The sequence below is a fragment of the Pseudomonas cyclaminis genome (assembly GCF_015163715.1).
Taxonomy (GTDB): Bacteria; Pseudomonadota; Gammaproteobacteria; order Pseudomonadales; family Pseudomonadaceae; genus Aquipseudomonas; species Aquipseudomonas cyclaminis.
On sequence record NZ_JADDUM010000065.1, the window covers coordinates 1 to 18284 of the forward strand.

17 protein-coding genes and 2 pseudogenes are annotated in these 18284 nt (G+C 60.3%); 11 read left to right on the forward strand and 8 right to left on the reverse strand.

From position 1 onward, the window contains the following. Nucleotides 1–178: 178 nt before the first annotated feature. Together IQK56_RS10050 and moaB are read right to left on the reverse strand one after the other, a co-directional pair. Entirely contained in the window at nt 179–1405 is a 1227-nt protein-coding gene (locus IQK56_RS10050; protein ID WP_193863246.1) for a molybdopterin-binding protein, read from the reverse strand. Continuing rightward, complete coding sequence (moaB, locus tag IQK56_RS10055) at nt 1389–1928, reverse strand: molybdenum cofactor biosynthesis protein B (RefSeq protein ID WP_150761960.1); 540 nt, start codon at nt 1926–1928, stop codon at nt 1389–1391. Before moaB ends, IQK56_RS10050 begins: the two co-directional genes overlap by 17 nt. A 76-nt stretch (nt 1929–2004) precedes the next feature. Between moaB and mobA the strand changes: the two genes are divergently transcribed. Together mobA and IQK56_RS10065 are read left to right on the forward strand one after the other, a co-directional pair. Beyond that, nucleotides 2005–2607, forward strand: a complete 603-nt coding sequence (gene mobA / locus IQK56_RS10060; protein ID WP_193863248.1) for a molybdenum cofactor guanylyltransferase MobA — start codon at nt 2005–2007, stop codon at nt 2605–2607. Between the two features lie 80 nt (nt 2608–2687). Further along, a complete protein-coding gene (locus IQK56_RS10065) occupies nt 2688–2909 on the forward strand; it encodes a YgdI/YgdR family lipoprotein (protein WP_010211805.1) in 222 nt (73 codons plus the stop codon). Nucleotides 2910–2963: 54 nt separating this feature from the next. Here IQK56_RS10065 and IQK56_RS10070 read toward each other — a convergent pair whose 3' ends face one another. The 3 genes from IQK56_RS10070 to IQK56_RS10080 all read right to left on the reverse strand — a co-directional run bounded on the left by IQK56_RS10070 (nt 2964) and on the right by IQK56_RS10080 (nt 4573). After that, nucleotides 2964–3854: a pseudouridine synthase gene (locus tag IQK56_RS10070; protein WP_193863280.1), complete on the reverse strand. Its 891-nt coding sequence runs from the start codon at nt 3852–3854 to the stop codon at nt 2964–2966. Nucleotides 3855–3926: 72 nt separating this feature from the next. Further along, a complete protein-coding gene (locus IQK56_RS10075; RefSeq protein ID WP_003189932.1) occupies nt 3927–4262 on the reverse strand; it encodes a hypothetical protein in 336 nt (111 codons plus the stop codon). Nucleotides 4263–4336: 74 nt separating this feature from the next. After that, a complete protein-coding gene (locus IQK56_RS10080) occupies nt 4337–4573 on the reverse strand; it encodes a glutaredoxin family protein (protein WP_122307809.1) in 237 nt (78 codons plus the stop codon). 147 nt (nt 4574–4720) lie between these two features. Here IQK56_RS10080 and IQK56_RS10085 point away from each other — a divergent pair, with 147 nt between their 5' ends. Next, nucleotides 4721–6454 carry a cation:proton antiporter gene (locus IQK56_RS10085; protein WP_193863250.1) on the forward strand — a complete coding sequence of 578 codons (1734 nt, stop codon included), beginning with the start codon at nt 4721–4723 and terminating at the stop codon, nt 6452–6454. Here the strand turns inward: IQK56_RS10085 and IQK56_RS10090 are convergent. Further along, on the reverse strand, nt 6441–7649 hold the full coding sequence (locus IQK56_RS10090) for an ammonium transporter (protein WP_150761964.1): 1209 nt from the start codon (nt 7647–7649) through the stop codon (nt 6441–6443). The genes IQK56_RS10085 and IQK56_RS10090 overlap by 14 nt on opposite strands. Nucleotides 7650–7995: 346 nt before the next feature. On the opposite strand from IQK56_RS10090, the gene IQK56_RS10095 reads away from it, so the two are divergent. The 8 genes and pseudogenes from IQK56_RS10095 to IQK56_RS10130 all read left to right on the forward strand — a co-directional run bounded on the left by IQK56_RS10095 (nt 7996) and on the right by IQK56_RS10130 (nt 16787). Further along, nucleotides 7996–8310: an ElaB/YgaM/YqjD family protein gene (locus IQK56_RS10095; RefSeq protein WP_193863252.1), complete on the forward strand. Its 315-nt coding sequence runs from the start codon at nt 7996–7998 to the stop codon at nt 8308–8310. A gap of 2 nt (nt 8311–8312) precedes the next feature. Continuing rightward, nucleotides 8313–8702: a phage holin family protein gene (locus tag IQK56_RS10100; protein ID WP_099586785.1), complete on the forward strand. Its 390-nt coding sequence runs from the start codon at nt 8313–8315 to the stop codon at nt 8700–8702. Then, nucleotides 8699–9040 carry a hypothetical protein gene (locus IQK56_RS10105; protein ID WP_193863254.1) on the forward strand — a complete coding sequence of 114 codons (342 nt, stop codon included), beginning with the start codon at nt 8699–8701 and terminating at the stop codon, nt 9038–9040. The genes IQK56_RS10100 and IQK56_RS10105 overlap by 4 nt, the downstream gene beginning before the upstream one ends. A 94-nt stretch (nt 9041–9134) precedes the next feature. After that, nucleotides 9135–10298 carry an EAL domain-containing protein gene (locus tag IQK56_RS10110; protein ID WP_122307807.1) on the forward strand — a complete coding sequence of 388 codons (1164 nt, stop codon included), beginning with the start codon at nt 9135–9137 and terminating at the stop codon, nt 10296–10298. Nucleotides 10299–10369: 71 nt separating this feature from the next. Then, nucleotides 10370–11700 (forward strand): annotated as a pseudogene (locus IQK56_RS10115) (deoxyguanosinetriphosphate triphosphohydrolase). Nucleotides 11701–11871: 171 nt separating this feature from the next. Further along, the gene (locus tag IQK56_RS10120; RefSeq protein ID WP_193863256.1) at nt 11872–12267 is read left to right on the forward strand and encodes a response regulator; all 396 of its coding nucleotides are present in this window, start codon (nt 11872–11874) and stop codon (nt 12265–12267) included. A 256-nt stretch (nt 12268–12523) separates the two neighbouring features. Further along, on the forward strand, nt 12524–13144 hold the full coding sequence (locus tag IQK56_RS10125; RefSeq protein ID WP_122307804.1) for a response regulator transcription factor: 621 nt from the start codon (nt 12524–12526) through the stop codon (nt 13142–13144). 8 nt (nt 13145–13152) lie between these two features. After that, nucleotides 13153–16787 (forward strand): annotated as a pseudogene (locus IQK56_RS10130) (transporter substrate-binding domain-containing protein). 25 nt (nt 16788–16812) lie between these two features. Here the strand turns inward: IQK56_RS10130 and IQK56_RS10135 are convergent. Together IQK56_RS10135 and IQK56_RS10140 are read right to left on the reverse strand one after the other, a co-directional pair. Continuing rightward, a complete protein-coding gene (locus IQK56_RS10135) occupies nt 16813–17295 on the reverse strand; it encodes a GAF domain-containing protein (RefSeq protein ID WP_150761966.1) in 483 nt (160 codons plus the stop codon). Then, the gene (locus IQK56_RS10140) at nt 17292–18182 is read right to left on the reverse strand and encodes a DUF815 domain-containing protein (RefSeq protein WP_193901665.1); all 891 of its coding nucleotides are present in this window, start codon (nt 18180–18182) and stop codon (nt 17292–17294) included. The genes IQK56_RS10135 and IQK56_RS10140 overlap by 4 nt, the downstream gene beginning before the upstream one ends. Between the last annotated feature and the right edge of the window lie 102 nt (nt 18183–18284).

Sequence of the window (18284 nt, forward strand, 5' to 3'; positions counted from 1 at the left end):
AAAATCTCAGTTTTAGAGGTTTTTTTAACTCTTTAAAATCAGTAACTTATTTTATGTTTGATAAGAGGGGCCCCCATCTACACAACTCTCAAAGGCTTATACATAGCTCCGTGGTGAGCGGGCTTCTGTGTCAGCCTTTAAGAGTTGTTTAGATACCCATGCACAGTTGGATTCGTGGTCAGTTAAGGACGTCACTCAGGGGAATGAAATTGACCCGATCACCCACCTCCAGGGTCGTCCCTTCCAGCACTTCCACAAACCCCTCTGCCCACGCCGCGCTGCGCAGCACGCCGGAGCTCTGGTTGCGGTAGATGATCGCCTTGCCCTGCTCGATGCGCCCGCGCAGATACTCACGGCGGTTGCCCGGCTTGGGCCAGGTGAACCCCACCGGCACTTCGAAACGCAACGGTTCCACGTCGATTACCCCTTGGCGACGCAGAATGTACGGCCGCGCCAACAGGGCGAAGGTCACCAGGGTCGAGGCCGGATTACCCGGCAGGCCGATCACCGGCACACCACGGAAATGCCCGACCGTCAGCGGCTTGCCTGGTTTGATCGCGAGTTTCCACAGGGCCAGTTCGCCCTCTTCGCGCAGGGCGATGCCGAGGAAGTCCGCCTCGCCCACCGACACGCCGCCGGTGGACAGGATCAGGTCGACACTGCCCAGGCCCGCCAATTGCGTGCGGGTCTGTTCCAGGTCATCCGGGAGTATCCCCGCGTCGATCACTTCGCAGCCCATGCGCGCCAGCCAGCTGCACAGCACGCGCCGGTTGCTGTTGTAGATCTGGCCGGGGCCCAGCGGCAAACCAGGTTCGATCAACTCGTCACCGGTGGACAACACGGCCACACGCGGGCGACGCACGACATTCAAATGATCGCAGCCCAGGGAGGCAGCCAGGCCCAGTTCAATCGGACCCAGGCGCGTGCCGGCGGACAACACGCGTTCACCGACGGTGGTTTCCTGGCCCTGGGGGCGGATGTTCTGGTCGGCGTGCAGGGGCTCGGTAAAGCTCACGCGCTGATCGGCGTGGACCACGGCGTTTTCCTGCATCTCTACGCAGTCGGCGCCTTCGGGCACCGGCGCGCCGGTGAAGATGCGTGCACACGTGCCAACGGCCAACGGCTCAGGCGCTTGTCCGGCAAAGATGCGCTGGCTCACGGCCAGAGGCTCACCCGTCCAGTCCGCCAGGCGCAGGGCGTAACCGTCCATGGCGCTGTTGGGCCACGGCGGCAGGTCGAGGGTAGAGACCAGATCCTGCGCCAGTACCCGGCCATCACACTCGGCCAGGGGCAAGGCGTGCGGCTCGCGGATGGGCGCAGCTTCGGCCAGCGCCAGCAGGTGCCGTAGCGCTTCTTCCACCGGCATGAGGGCGCCGGTCTTGCCAGGCTTACCCACGGGATTCACAAGGCTCGGCCTGTTTCAGGTGCGGGACGAAGTTGCAGGGACGATGGCGGTTATCCAACTGCTCGGCAAGAATGCCGTCCCAACCGGTACGCACGGCATTGGTGGAACCCGGCAGGCAGCAGACCAGCGTGCCATTGGCCAGGCCGGCCAGGGCGCGGGATTGCACGGTGGAGGTGCCGATGTCGGCCACGGATATCTGGCGGAACAGTTCGCCGAAACCATCGACCTGCTTGTCCAGCAGGCAGCTCACGGCTTCGGGGGTGCTGTCGCGACCGGTGAAGCCGGTGCCGCCCGTGATCAGCACAACCTGCACCACGTCTTCGGCAATCCAGTGGGCAACCTGGGCGCGGATTTTGTAGAGGTCGTCCTTGAGCAGCACGCGCTCGGCCAGGTAATGACCGGCGGCGGTCAGGCGGTCGACGAAGACCTGGCCCGAGGTGTCGGTGTCCAGGGTGCGGGTGTCGCTGACGGTCAATACTGCAATGTTCAGGGGTACGAAGGGCGCATCTGCCTTGGCTTTCATGGCACGGTCCGGTTGTCGAAGGAACAGCCTGGTGTTATATCACAGGCCCCTGTTTACCTGCCGTAGCGGAACCCCTATGTCGATAGATTCTTCGCCCCTGCCCTGCTCGATTCTGCTCTTGTCCGGCGGACGCGGCCAGCGCATGGGCGGCCAGGACAAGGGCCTGCTGGTGTGGCGCGACCAGCCCTTGATCGCCCATCTGCAGGGCCTGGTGCGACCGCTGACGGATGACCTGATCATCTCGTGCAACCGCAACCAGGACCGCTACGCGCCCTATGCCGATACGCTGGTGAGTGACGACAGCCCGGACTTCCCGGGCCCCCTCGCCGGTATCCGCGCCGGGCTCGCCGTAGCGCGCCATGAGCACCTGCTGATATTGCCGTGCGATGTGCCGAATATCGACACACGACTACTGGCCGACCTGCGCGCGACCGCGCGGCAGAACCCATTGGTGCCCGTGATGGTACGTCACGGCGAATTCTGGGAACCCTTGATCTGCATCATCCCCACCCACCTCAAAAACGAGGTAGAACGGGCCTGGAACACGGGTGAGCGCAGCCCGCGCAAGATCTTCCTGCAGTTGGGCGGCGTGGGCCTGGCGTGCCCGGCAGATGACCCACGCTTGGCAAACCTTAATACGCCCGAGCTGTTAAAGCCGAGCGCTGACGTGTCAGAATGAACTTTCGCACAAGGAACTTTGGCGACGTCTTACGCGTCTCAAGGTCAGCAATCAAAAAGTATTCTCTCGGAGACAAACCCATGACTCAACGGACCATCGCCGCTCTCATGCTTGCACTGGGCCTCGCCACCCTCGCCGGTTGCGCTTCGCCAACAGTGATCACACTGAATGACGGTCGCGAAATCCAGGCCGTCGACACCCCGAAATACAACGAAGATTCGGGTTTCTACGAATTCGAACAACTTGACGGCAAGCGCACCCGCATCAACAAAGATCAGGTTCGCACCGTTAAAGATCTGTAAGTCTTAGCGCTTTCCACCAAGCCCGCCTCGTGCGGGCCTTGTTGTTTGCGGGGGTTACCAGTCGAGGGTGATCTGGCTGCGAAAATGGCGTTCTTCGCCGGTGACCGGGTCGATAAACCGCACGCCCTGGGCCAGCAGCTTGAGGGGGTTGGCGTAATCGTCGACGGCGTCCTGGAGCACGTCCGGGTAGAACGGGTCATTGCAGATGCTCGCCCCCAGCGCCGTCATGTGCACGCGCAGCTGGTGCTTCTTGCCGGTTACGGGAAACAGCCCATAACGCCATAGATCGCCATTTTTTTCCCGCACTTGCACGGCCGTTTCGGTGTTGCTGGCGCCCTCGCCTTCCTGCATGCGGAAGAAGGGTTCGCCATCCACCAAACGGCTTTTGTGCACCAATGGGAACGTTAGCCTTGGTAAGGCCGGGGCAATGGCTTCGTAGAACTTATCGATCTGGCGTGTGGGAAACAGCTGCTGATAAGCCGAGCGGCTGGCGGGGTTGGCCGAGAACAGCACCAGCCCGGCGGTGTGCCGGTCGATACGGTGCAGGGGCACCAGCGACGGGTTGTCCAGGCGACGAATCAGGCGGCGCAGCAAGGTTTGCTCGACGTACTCGCCGGCCGGGGTCACCGGCAGGAAGTGCGGCTTATCCGCCACCACCAGGTGCTCGTCGGCGTACAGGATGGTTTCCTGCACCGGGATCACCTTTTCGTTCGGCACTTCCCGGAAGTAGTAAATGCACAGACCTTCCTTGTAGGCCAGGTCCAGGTGGATGGGGCTGCCGTTGATATCCAACACCCGCCCACGGCCGATGCGGTCCAACCAGTGCTCACGGCTGATCGCCGGGAAGTGTTCGCACAGGCAATCGAGCACGGTCGCCCAAGGGCCAGGCGGCAGATACAGGGTGCTGGCTTGGTGTTGGGACGCGGAAAAACCGGAAGTGGACATGCCGATGCTCGAAGCCTTGAAAAACCGGCGGGCATTATCCCGCATGAAGCGGGACTCAGCCTAGGGCGGATCTCAGGCTTTGGCCAATTGCGCTCGCAGGACAGGCGACGCACTGGCCGCTTCGGTGAACTCCTTGAGCCAGCGCAGCACATCCACCGCTTCCCAGCGGCCCGGATCGTACAAGGCGTAAAGCAGTCCCTGATAACCCACCACATCCAGTTGCTTGTGGTAACCGGCGCGCTGGAACAACGCTTCGATCTCCGCGAAGCAGGTATTGAAATGCACTTTGTTAAAGGGCGTCTTGCCTTCCGTGACCAGGCCATCGAGGCGCAGCTCGTTCACCGCGTCGCGCACGACGTCGGCGGACATGCGATTGACGCTGCTTTTCAGTTGTTCAACATTCACCACGGGCGTTCCCTCTATTCAATCGCTGTACAAACATACAGTAACGTAATAATTGGAAACCCGCCATCGCAGAAGCGTCAGCGCAAGAAGGCGACAACCTGCTCAGTGTCGAAAGGCCAATCCAGTTCGGCACCGGTGTCCACCCGTCTAAGCACCGGAATCCGCAGGCCGTAGGCTTCTGTGAGGTCAGCGGGATCGGTGATATCCACCAGTTCCACCATCAACCCGTGTTCGACGAGCGGCATGATTTCGGCTTCGGCAATCTCACAAAGATGGCAACCCAGGGTGCCGAACAGCTGGCATTCAGGAAGCATGACGAAAGGACCTGATCAGAAAACAGATCAACATTCTAGGCCTGCTCAGTAGCCGTGGCGAGCCGATAAACCCTGATCCAGATCAGCATGGCCTATAACTGATTCAGCGATTCTCGCGGCTTTTTGCCCGCTCATCCTGCAACGGAGATGCTTGTGTTCGCCAACCTGCTGATCATTCTGGCCTCATCCCTGGTGGTGATTGCGTTGTTTCGCCGGCTGCAACTGCCGCCCGTGCTGGGCTACCTGTGCGTGGGCCTGGCGGTGGGGCCTACGGCGCTGGACTGGGTGAATGATAGCGAAGAGCTGCCCGATCTCGCCGAGCTTGGCGTGGTGTTCCTGCTGTTTTCCCTGGGCCTGGAGTTCTCCCTGACCAAGATGCTCGCCCTGCGCCGCGTGGTGTTTGGCCTGGGCAGTTTGCAGGTGCTGGGGTGCAGTGCGCTGCTGGGGGGCTTGTTGATGGGCTTTGGTGTGGCGCCCGGCATCGCCCTGCTGCTGGGGGCGGGGCTGGCGTTGTCCTCCACGGCGATCGTCAGCAAAGAGCTGGGCAGCCTTGGGGAAATCTTCAGCAGCCATGGGCAGAATGCGATTGGCGTACTGCTGTTCCAGGACGTGGTGGCCGTTTTGCTGTTGACCCTGGTGCCGGTATTTGCCGGCAGCAGCGACCAGGCCTGGTACTGGGCGCTGCCGGTGACCCTGGGCAAAACCGTGGTGCTGTTTGTTGGCCTGCTACTGGCCAGTCGCTGGTTGTTGCCGCGCCTGTTCCGTGAGGTCGCCGCGTCCCATTCGGCAGAACTGTTTGTGCTGCTGGCGCTGGTGATCGTGTTGCTGACCGCCTGGCTCACCCACTTGCTTGGCCTGTCCCCGGCCCTCGGTGCGTTCCTGGCCGGCATGCTGCTGGGAGAGAGCCATTACCGCCACCAGATCGAAGCGGATATCCGCCCGTTTCGCGACATCCTGCTGGGGCTGTTTTTCGTCAGCATCGGCATGTTGATTGACCTGCAGTTGTTCATCAGCCACAGCCTGCTGATCCTTGGCCTGACCCTTACACTGATGCTGGTTAAAGGTTGCGTGGTGGCGGTGCTGGTCAAGCTGCGCGGCAGCGACAGCGAAACAGCCTGGCGCAGCGGCCTGGCCCTCGCCCAAGGGGGTGAATTCTGTTTTGCACTGATGGCGCAGATGCAGCAAAGCCGGCTGATCCCGGACCAATTCAATGGCCTGCTGCTCGCCGCCACGTTTTGCTCAATGCTGCTGACGCCACTGCTGTTGCGTGCCGCACCGGCGATTGCCCTGCGCCTGCACCGCAAGCCCAACCAGCAAGTGCAACTGGAAGAAATCACCGCGCTCAATGCCGAGCTACGCGACCATGCGGTGATCTGTGGCTACGGCCGCGTCGGGCAGTCCATCGGGCGTTTTCTGCGCCGCGAGCAACAAGCGTTTATCGCCCTGGATGACGACCCGGAACGGGTACAGGAAACCGCAACCGAAGACAGCAGCGTGCATTACGGCGACTGCCGTCGCGGCGCCCTGCTCAGTGCGGTGGGGCTGGAGCGCGCGCGGTTGGTGGTGATTGCCGTGGACAACAGCGATGTCGCCCTGGTGGTGCTCAAAGAAGCGCGCCGCATCAACCCCGATGTGCCGATCCTGGTGCGTACCCGCGATGACAGCCAGTGGGCTGAGTTGAAAGCTGCGGGCGCCAGCGAAGTGGTGCCCGAGCTATTGGAGTCGAGCCTGATGCTTGCCTCCCACGCCTTGATCCTGTTGGGCCTGCCGGACCAACAGGTGCAGGCGCGGGTCGATGAAGTACGGCATAACCGCTATCGACTGCTCCATGGCTTTTACACGCCGCCGGACAGCGACGACGCGCCGATCAATCCTGACTGACCGCGCCGATCTTGTGGATCGACAGGTCCGCGCCGTAGTACTCCTGCTCCTGGCTCAGGCGCAGGCCGCCGACGCGCTTGATCACGCCGTACACCAGCAGGCCGCCGCCAAATGCGACCGCCACGCCGAGGCCGGTGCCGATCAACTGGCTGATCAGGCTCACGCCGCCCAGGCCGCCCAACGCCGTCTGGCCAAAGATGCCACAGGCAATCCCACCCCACACACCGCACAGACCATGCAGCGGCCACACACCCAGCACGTCGTCAATCTTCCAGCGATCCTGGGCGGCGATAAAGCACCACACAAACAGCCCACCGGCGACTACCCCAGTGACCAGCGCGCCCACCGGGTGCATCAAGTCGGACCCGGCGCAGATCGCCACCAGCCCGGCCAGCGGGCCGTTATGCAGGAAGCCTGGGTCGTTACGCCCGATCACCAACGCGGCCACCGTGCCACCGACCATCGCCATCAACGAGTTGACCGCCACCAGGCCGCTGACGCCGCTGAGAGTTTGCGCGCTCATCACGTTAAAACCGAACCAGCCGACGATGAGAATCCACGACCCGAGGGCCAGGAATGGAATGCTCGACGGGGCAAATGCGACCAGGCGCCCTTCCCTGTAGCGCCCATTACGCGGGCCGAGCAGCAACACCGCCGCCAACGCCAGCCAGCCGCCCATGGCGTGTACCACCACGGAGCCGGCAAAGTCATGGAAGCTGGCACCAAAGGTCGCAAGCAACCAGGCTTGCAGGCCGAAATTGCCGTTCCAGACCATGCCTTCGAAAAACGGGTAGATAAACGCCACGATCAATGCGGTGGCGCACAACTGCGGAGCGAACTTTGCACGCTCGGCAATGCCGCCGGAGATGATCGCCGGGATTGCCGCCGCAAATGTCAGCAGGAAGAAGAACTTCACCAGGCCATAACCGTGGTCGGCGCTGATCACCGCCGCCGGTTGCATGAAGCTGACGCCGTAGGAGATCCAATAGCCTATAAAGAAATAGGCCAGGGTGGAGATGGCGAAGTCGCTGAGGATCTTCGACAGTGCGTTGACCTGGTTTTTCTGGCGCACCGTGCCGACTTCCAGGAACGCGAAGCCCGCGTGCATGGCCAGCACCATGACCGCGCCGATCAGGATAAACAGGGTGTTTGAGCTGTGGACCAGGGTGTCCACCGCACTTTGCAAATTTTCCATGGAGGTTGGCAGGCCTGCATTAAGAGCAAAAAGCACCAAAGCGGTTCAGGCCACGATTGCACGCACTAAATTGGCACCGCCGGTTCCGCCCCTCTTGAGAGGGCGTGAACCGCTTTAGCGCAGCGATCAACACAACAGGCCGTTGCCGACAGGGTTTTTCCGCGGGTTTCAGTTATTTAAGGTAAGGTTTTTGATGGCTTGAGGCCTTACCGCCCAGATTCAGCGCAGGCACTCGTGCATGCGCACCATGGCAAAGCAAAAGCTGTACCACACAATTGCACTGAACCTTCACCGATGCGGGTGACTCGAAACCACACGTACCGATCAGCCAATCACGGAGATAACCATGGCCAGAAAAACAGCACAGACAGCCCAAGAAATACTGATGGCGGATTTTCAAACCCTGGTCAGTGACACCGAAAAACTGCTGGATGACACCGCGATCCTGGCCGGAGACCAGGCCGACGAGCTGCGCAGCAAGATCCATGACAGCCTGCTCAAGGCTCGCGAAACCCTGCAACTGACCGAAGACTCCTTGCGCGAGCGCGGCCAGGCGGCGGTCACTGCGACAGAAGATTACGTACAAGCCAACCCTTGGCAGTCGGTGGGTATCGCGGCCGGCGTGGGCTTTTTGATCGGCCTGCTGGCTACAAGGCGCTAATCATGTCTATCGGCGAAAGCGGCTCGGCTACGGGCGCAAGTTCTACCTCACGACGCCTGGGCGCGGCCGTTCTAGGCTTGCTGCACAGCCACGTCGAACTGTTCGGCATCGAATTGCAGGAGCAGAAAGCACGCACCGTCAGCCTGCTGCTGTTTGCCGGCTTGGCCTTGGTGTTTGCCCTGTTGTTGCTGGTGGGGTTGTCGACACTGGTGATGATCCTGGTCTGGGACACCGGCTACCGTCTGACCGGCATCATCTGCCTCTGCGTGTTCTACAGCTTGGCCGCCGCGTTCTGCGGGGTGCGCTTGAAAGCTGCGGTGTTCGATGAATCCACGCCCTTCCACGCCACGCTTGAAGAGCTGGCCAATGATCGGGAGCGCCTGCTGCCATGAGCCTGACTGAGATCCCGCACAACACATCCCGCCGGGAAATGCGCAAGGCACTGATCCGCCTGCGCATGGAAATGCACCGCCAGGAAATCCGTCACGAGTCCCAACAATTGATGGCACCGCTGCACAAAGTGCGCGACATGCGCCACAACTGGCAGGACAGCCTGGGTATCAAGCACGCGCCGCTGTGGGGCGTGGCGGCGGTGACGCTGATGGGCTTCTTTACCGGCAAGGGCTCCAAGGGCGGCAGTATCAGCAGCATCACCCGACTGGTGCGGCTGGGCGCCGGTTTGATCCCCCTGATCAAATTGGCGATGGCAGGTACTTCACGCAAAGGATAAGCCCTGCTGGCTGCATTCTTGCAAACAGAAACGGCCCGGCCTTCGTCATTGAAGGCGGGCCTCTTTTTTTCGCTATCTCTCATAAGGAGGCCCTGTGATTGACGGGCAACCGCTCGCCTGCTTCCAGCCGTTTATCGACACTGCCACCGGGCGCATTGCCGGCGTCGAGGCCCTGGGACGCCTGCGCCAGGCCGACGGCAGTTTGCAGTCCGTGGGCCCGTTGTTCGCCGACCCGCGCACGCCAGGCACGACCTTGCGCCGCCTCGACCGGCAGTTGCGCGACAATGCCTTGAGCCGTCTGCATGAAGCGCCCGAAGATTGGTTTCTGAGCCTCAACATCTCCCCGCGCTGGATCAACCGATTGCGTCCGGGCCAGGCCCTGCCGAGTCTGAAACAGATCCACGCCCATGGAGTTGACCCGCAGCGCATCGTGTTCGAGATCACTGAACTGGGCGGTGATATCCAGCGCCTGGCCGATGTGGTTGCGCGGTATCGCCAGGCCGGTGCACGCATCGCGATTGATGACTTCGGCGCGGGCTACTCCCAGCTTGACCGGGTACTGGCGTTGCAGCCGGATATCCTCAAGCTGGACATGCGCCTGTTCCAGGAAGCCGCCAAGGGCGGGCCAAGCAGTGATGTGGTGCGGGCACTGGCACAGATGGCGGAGAAGACCGGCTGCTGGATCATTGCCGAAGGCGTGGAAACCGAGGCACAACTGAGCTTTGCCCTGGAATGCGGCTCGCGCTATGTACAAGGCTATCTGTTTGCCCAGGCGCAGTTGGACTGGTTTGCCGCCGACGCTTTCGTACCGCGCTTTGCCCAACTGCGCACGACATACGTCCAGCAGAAACTGGCGGAGCGCGGGCGCATCATGCACCTGCGCCAGCAATTGACCGAGTTGATGAAAATCCTGCAAAGCTGGGCCCTGGGCCAGGCACCGCTTGACCAGTTGCCGCAATTGCCGGATTTCCCTTGGCTGCTGCGTTTTTATCAGTGCGACCGGCATGGCACGCAGCTCACGCCCAACCTGGAATGGCGCCATGACGCCTGGCAAGCCGACAACCGTTACCTGGGCCACAACTGGTCGTGGCGCCCGTATTTCTATCACCTGCTGGCCGAAGGTTGGGACGAGCGGCGCCTGACGCTGTCCTCGACTTATCGCGACGCCACCACCAACCAGTATTGCCTCACCGCCGGACAATTCTTCGATAACGGTCAGCGCTTGCTGTTAATCGATATCGACGCGGCCGGGTTGTAGATTTTCGCTTGCCCCGCCAGGACGGAACCGGGAAGCTGGGGGGGTCATTCACCGCACGGAGAGTACCCGCCTTGGATTGGCCTACCCTGCTTACCCGCGAACGGCTTGGAAAGCCCCTGCATAGCCCGGAAGAACTCGGCCGCAGCCCCTTTCACAAAGACCATGACCGCATTATTTTCTCCGGCGCGTTTCGCCGCCTGGGCCGCAAGACCCAAGTGCACCCGGTGTCCAGCAACGACCATATCCACACCCGCCTGACCCACTCCCTGGAAGTCAGTTGCGTGGGCCGCTCCCTGGGCATGCGCGTCGGCGAGACCCTGCGCAGCGCCCTGCCCGACTGGTGCGACCCGAGTGACCTGGGCATGGTGGTGCAATCGGCCTGCCTGGCCCACGACATCGGCAATCCGCCGTTCGGCATTCGGGGGAAGATGCTATCCGCCACTGGTTCCAACAGGCAGCCGGGCGCGGCTGGCTGGATGACATGAGCAGCGCCGAGCGCAATGACTTCCTCAATTTCGAAGGCAATGCCCAAGGTTTCCGGGTCCTGACCCAGCTCGAATATCACCAGTTCGACGGCGGTACGCGACTGACGTATGCCACCCTGGGCACTTACCTGAAATACCCCTGGACCGCGCGCCACGCCGACTCGCTGGGTTACAAGAAACACAAGTTCGGTTGCTACCAGAGCGAGCTGCCGATTCTCGAACAGATCGCCCACAAGCTCGGCCTGCCACAACTGGAAGAGCAACGCTGGGCCCGTCATCCACTGGTCTATTTGATGGAGGCGGCGGATGACATCTGCTACGCCCTGATCGACCTGGAAGACGGCCTGGAAATGGAGCTGCTGGAATACGCTGAAGTCGAGTCGCTGCTGCTTGACCTGGTGGGCGACGACCTGCCGCAGACCTATCGGCAACTGGGCTCCCAGGACTCGCGCCGACGCAAGCTGGCGATCCTGCGCGGCAAGGCCATCGAGCATTTGACCAACGCGGCGGCAAGAGCCTTCGTCGAACAGCAGGATGCCTTGCTGGCCGGCACCCTGCCCGGCGACTTGGTGGAGCATATGCACGGCCCGGCCAAACGCTGCGTGCTGGATGCCAAAGACATGGCGCGCAAGAAGATCTTCCAGGACAAACGCAAGACCTTGCATGAAATTGGCGCCTACACCACGTTGGAAATACTGCTGAATGCCTTTTGTGGCGCGGCGTTGGAGCAGCATGGCGGGCGTACGCCGTCCTTCAAGAACCGGCGCATTCTCGATCTGTTGGGCAACAATGCGCCGAATCCGGCTTGGCCGCTGCACGCCTCGTTCCTGCGCATGATCGACTTTATCGCCGGCATGACCGACAGCTATGCCACCGAGATGGCGCGGGAAATGACCGGACGTTCGAGCCCTCAGTAACGTCATTGATCAAGTTGCCTGTTCCCTGAAGAGAATCGCCCTACGACGGGAACAGAGCGGCCTGATCGAATTCGCACAAACACCCGAGGAATAATCGCGCACGCTCCGGGCAAATCTGGCGAACCGTTCTTGCGTGCCTCCCATCGACGCTGGACTCACCGTGTGCCTTCTATGCCCAAGTACCCCCTTCGGATCCTGTTGGTGGAGGATCACCCCTTTCAATTGCTCGCCACCCAATGCCTGCTGAAAAGCTTCGGCTTCGAGCACCTGACCCCGGCGGAAAACGCCGAACAGGCGATTCGCCTCATGACACAGGCCGAGGCGCCCTTCGACATCATCCTGTGCGACCAGTGCCTGCCCGATCTGCCTGGGCTTGAACTGATCGAAATCGCCAGCCGCCGTGGCTTTATCAAGGCCGCCATCCTGCTCAGCGGGCTGCCCGTGACAGAACTTTCAACGCTGCGGACCCTGGCGCTCAAACGGGGCCTGCCACTGCTCGGCTACTTGCCGAAGCCATTAAACAAAGATGAACTCGCGAGTTTAACCCTGCCATTACTCACACTATAAATGTAGGACTTAAAACATATAAACCCGTCGAAAACTGCACGCGTTACCTCCGCAAAGTTCCTGGCACCATGATTCAGTTCACCCCCCTGCGAAATGCAGGCATCTCGCCCTACAACGCCTTACCAACCGGTAGGCTTTCACCTTTTTTAATGTAGGAATTTTCCTGTTTTATATCTACTCCCCTTCAAGTTCATGCTCCTGCCTTAGCTTCTGAGCTAATGTGCCCGCTTTATTTGCATACGCATGGAATACGATCATGAACACAGTTTTTATTATTGATGACCACCCGGTTATAAGGCTCGCCATACGAATGTTGTTGGAACATGAAGAGAATTTCAAAGTAGTCGGCGAAACGGATAACGGGTGCGACGCCATCCAAATGGTCCGCGAATGCATGCCGGACCTGATCATCCTTGACATCAGCATTCCGAAGCTCGATGGACTGGAAGTGCTGTGCCGGTTCAACGCCATGAACACCTCGATGAAAACCCTGGTGCTGACGGCTCAATCGCCCACCCTGTTCGCCACCCGTTGCATGCGTTCAGGTGCCGATGGCTACGTGTGCAAGGAAGGCGACCTGAGTGAACTGATGAGCGCCATCCGTGCCGTCTTGTCAGGTTACAACTACTTCCCCAGCCAGGCCTTGAACCCCAATGACGAAAGCTGCAAGGAGCTTGAATTGTTCAAGGCCGTTAACGATCGCGAGTTAATGGTATTGCAACTTTTCGCACAAGGTCGCACGAACAAGGAAATCGCCAAAGGCATGTTTCTGAGTAACAAAACAGTAAGCACCTACAAAAAGAGGCTAATGCAAAAACTTCAAGCCAAGTCTTTGGTAGAACTTATCGAGATGGCAAAACGAAACGCGCTAGTGTGAGAAAGCGGATGCCCAGGCGTATAAAGGACTATTTGATTATATTGAGTGCCGGTTTGTGCTTCAGCACTGCCGTGCCTGCAACCCCTCCAGCGAGTCCGGAACATTTCGACTTATTGAGTCGCGCAAACTCCGTGCAACTGGAAACCCACCTGAACAAGGCCCAGCGCCAATGGCTCCAAAACAAACGGGAATTGGTGCTGGGAACGGCATACCCCGACTATCCGCCGTTTGACATGACCTCCAGCGGGCGCGACTACGAGGGACTCACTGCGGACTACGCCGGCCTGCTGGCCACGGCATTGGCCTTACCGATAAAGGTATTGCGCTACCCCTCCCGAGAAGCCGCCATTCGGGCCCTTGAAGCTGGGGATATCGATTTACTGGGCTCCTCCAACAGTTTTGAAGCGGCAAACCCCAACCTGACCCTGTCTGAGCCCTATGCCGCAGACCGGCCGGTACTGGTGACCCGCGAAGGCGAGACCCGCAGCCTGAGTGACGGACTGGCCGGGATGCGTCTGGCACTGGTCTACCACTACCTGCCGCTGGGCGAGGTGGAAAAGCTGTACCCCAAGGCGATCATCCGCGCCTACCCCTCTTATCAGAACGCGTTGAATGCGGTGGCTTTCGACCAGGCTGACGTTTTTCTCGGCGATACCATTTCCACCCACTACATGATCAACAAGGGCTACCTGAAAAACATCCGCATGGCGAACTTCGGCAAACATGAAGCCTATGGGTTCAGCTTTGCGATGCCCCAAGAACAGCAGTTACTGTTGAGCATCGTCGACACGGCACTGAGGGCCGTGCCTACCACCGAAAGGGAAGCGATCGCCAAGCGCTGGAGTGCCGGCAGCGACATCCTGTTGACCGACCAGAAGCTGCAACTGACGCAGCGCGAGGAACGCTGGCTCAGGGACAATCCGGTGGTCAGGGTGATCGTGAACCCCACCTTTGCGCCGCTGACGTTCTTCGATGCCGATGGCAATTTCCGCGGCGTCACCGCCGACCTGCTGGAACTGATTCGCCTGCGCACCGGGCTGCGCTTCGAGATCCAGAGCGGGCGGGATGTGAACGCGATGATCGAACAGGTCGAGACAGGCAAGGCAGACATCATCGGGGCGATCATCCCGAGCGTCGAACGCGAGGCTCAACTGAACTTCAGTCGCCCCTACCTGGAAAACTCCTACGTAATGCTGACGCGCAAGGACGGCCAGGCCCCCACAGGTCTGGAGGAAATGGAGGGCAAACGCCTGGCGGTCACTCAGGGCAGCCCGTTGAAAAAATTCCTGCGCGAGCAGTTCCCAAAGATCCAGCTGGTGGAAACGGGTGACACCTTCAAGTCAGCCGAGCTGCTCGTACAGGGCCATGTGGAGGGGGCCGTGAATACCCTGGTGGTCGCCAATTACTTTCTGACCTCACAGATGTTCCAGGACAAGGTTCAAATCAGCTTCAGCATTGGCACCATGCCCGCCACCTTTGGATTGGCGACATCACGCAGCGCCACGGAACTCAGCTCGATCCTCGACAAAGCCCTGCTCAGCATCGCCCCGGATGAGCTGGGGGTGATCAACAGTCGTTGGCGCGGCTATACCGCCGCCTCAGACAGTTACTGGCGTGACTATCACCAACTCATTGCACGCATCATCATCGGCACCGGGTTGCTGCTGCTGATTTCCCTGAGCTGGAACGCTTACATGCGCCGCCAGATCACGCACCGGAAAATGGCCGAGCGCGCCCTCAATGATCAGTTCGAGTTCATGCGCGCACTGGTCAATGAAACCCCGCACCCGATCTATGTTCGTGATAGCAGGGGCCTGCTGCAGACCTGCAATGACAGTTACCTGCAGGTGTTCGACGTCAAACGCGAAGACGTGATAGGCAAAAGTGCGGTCCAGATCAGCACAGCCCTTGCAACAGAAGCGGCGCAATACCATGCCGACTATCAACGCGTGGTGGCCGAAGGCGACCGATGATCCTGGACCGTACCCTGCATATTCGCGGAAAAAAACTGACGATCTACCACTGGATCCTGCCGTACCGTGACTCCGTCGGTGAAGTGCAGGGCATCATCGGTGGCTGGATAGACATCAGTGAGCGACGCCAGCTGTTCGACGAACTTCGTACCGCCAAGGAACGAGCCGACGAAGCCAACCGGGCCAAGAGCACGTTCCTCGCGACCATGAGCCATGAAATCCGCACACCGATGAACGCGGTGATCGGCATGCTGGAACTGACCCTCAAGCGGGCGGACCAGGGCCACCTTGATCGCCCGGCCATCGAAGTGGCCTATAACTCAGCCAAGGATCTGCTGGAGCTGATCGGCGACATCCTGGACATTGCGCGTATTGAGTCCGGGCGCCTGAGCCTGGCACCGGAGCGCGTCAACCTGAGGGAAGTGATCGAGTCGGTGGTGCGCGTCTTCGACGGCCTGGCGCGTCAAAAGACCCTTAGCCTGATGCTGGAGTTCACGCCAGACCTTGAAGACATTGAAGTCTTGATCGACCCGTTGCGCTTCAAGCAGGTGCTGTCGAACCTGGTCAGCAATGCCATCAAGTTCACCGAGCGTGGCCAGGTAAAAATCAAGGTGGGAGTATTACCCACTGAGCTGGCGCAACAGGTCGAGATGAAACTGGTGGTGGAAGACACCGGCATCGGTATCAGCCGGGACGACCAGAAACGCCTGTTCGAACCCTTTGCCCAGGCCGACAATTCCGGGCAATTGGCCAGGAGCGGCGCAGGCCTGGGGCTGGTGATCTGCCGCAGCCTATGCGCCATGATGGGCGGACAACTGAGTCTGAGCAGCGTGCCCATGGTGGGTACCCAAGTGCATGTGAGCCTGAGGATGACGCGCCTGCAGCCGGTGACGACGGCGGACGAACTCAAATCCGAGGCGCCTACCAGCGCGACGGTGCTCAATGTGCTGGTGGTGGACGATCACCCGGCAAACCGTTTGCTGATGTGTCAGCAACTCGGTTTCCTGGGCCACCAGTTCACTGCCGCCCAGAACGGGGCCACCGGCTTCCAGGCGTGGCGTCAGGAGCACTTCGACCTGGTGATCGCCGATTGCAACATGCCCATCATGAATGGCTACGAGTTGAGTCGATCGATCCGCGAATATGAACAACGCGAACACCTGAAGCCCTGCGTCGTGCTGGGCTTCACCGCCAATGCACAGCCCGAGGAGAAGCAACGCTGCGCAGAAGCAGGCATGAACGACTGCCTGTTCAAACCCATCAGCCTCACGGCGCTGGAACGGCAGCTGGCAAAGATCAGTCCGCAACCCACCCACATGGTCCTGGACCTCGGCAATTTCGAGAACCTTACCGGTGGCGACCCGCACATGAGCCGTCGCTTGCTTGAAGAGTTACTGAACAGCAGTCGTCAGGATCGCCAGGAATTGGTCGCACTGATGGCTGCGCAGGCCTCGGCCCAGGACATCATCGAACAGGCTCACAAGATCAAGGGCGCTGCCCGCATCGTTCAAGCCAGTACGCTGGCATCGCAATGCGAAGCCCTTGAACAGACCTGTGCCCACGGCGATGAACGCCCCCAGATCAATGCGGGTGTGAAATCCCTGGAAAAACTGATGTTGGAGATGGAAAGGATGCTGCAGATGCAGCTTCACGGGATGGATATTAAATAGGGGGCGGGCTGCGCCCCCTGCTGGATCAGCAGTCGGTCAAACGCAGGAAAATCGCCGCCAGTTGTTCGATCCCCGCCTGGTCCTGAGGGGTAAAGCGGGCCAGCGACGGGCTATCGAGGTCGAGGACGCCAATCAAGTTGCCGTCCTTGACCAGTGGCACCACCAGTTCGCTGTTGGATGCGCTGTCACAGGCGATATGCCCGGGGAACGCATGCACATCTTCCACCCGCTGGGTTTGCTGCGAGGCCGCAGCGGCACCGCAGACCCCTCGGCCAAACGGAATACGCACACACGCGATCTGCCCCTGGAAGGGGCCGAGTACCAGCTCTTCATTGCGGTTGAGGTAGAAGCCGGCCCAGTTCAGGTCATCCAACTGGCTGAACAGGAACGCGGAAAACTGCGCGCTGTTGGCGATGAAGTCGCGTTCATCCGCCAGCAGCGACTCCAACTGTGCGCACAGCAGGGCATAGCCACCGAGACCGGTGCCGGCTTGTTGTAAATCGATCATGGTTGACGCTCCAGCAATTTGAGGCCCACCCAGTAACGGGCGAATTGATACGCGCAACGGCCGTTGCGGTTGCCACGCCCGGTCGCCCAGCGCACGGCCAGGATGTCGAGGGTTTCATCGCGTTGCCACGGCAAACCAGCTTTGTTCGCCAGCTCGCCGATCCAGTGCTCGACCACATCCAGGAAATGTTCCTGGGTGAACGGGTAGAACGACAGCCACAAGCCAAAACGGTCGGACAGGGCAATCTTGTCTTCCACCGCCTCACTCGGGTGCAGTTCGCCATCCACCCGCTTCCAGTTGTCGTTGTCGCTCTGGTTTTCCGGCACCAAGTGACGGCGGTTGGACGTGGCATACAGCAGCACGTTTTCAGGCGCCTGTTCCAGGGAGCCATCCAGTACGCTCTTGAGTACCCGGTAGTCGCCCTCACCGGCCTCGAACGACAGGTCATCACAAAACAGGATGAAACGCTGCGGCAGCTTGAGCAGTTGCTCAACCACACGGGGCAAGTCGGCCAGGTGGTCACGCTCGATTTCGATCAGGCGCAAACCGGCCTTGGCATGTTGGGCGAGCAACGCGCGCACCATGGACGATTTGCCGGTGCCGCGCGAACCCCACAGCAACGCATGGTTGGCGGGCAGTCCATCCAGAAACTGCTGGGTGTTGCGCGCCAGTGTTTCACGCTGCTTGTCCACGCCGATCAGGTCGGACAGGCGCATGTCCAGGCTCACGTCCAGGGGCAACAGGAAACCACTGCGGCCTTCACGCTGCCAACGGGCGGCCAGGCACAGGTTCCAGTCGATGGCTTGGCGTGGCGCGGGCAACAAGGGTTCCAGACGAGCGAGCACTGCATCGGCCCGCTCCAAAAAGGCATTCAATCGAGAGTCCACGATTATTCCTCTGGCAAGTTCTTGTAAAAGATGGCGTATTGGCAACCCCACGACAGACCGTTTGGGGCTGCGTAAAAAACGATTTATGCCGGGCAAGCCTGA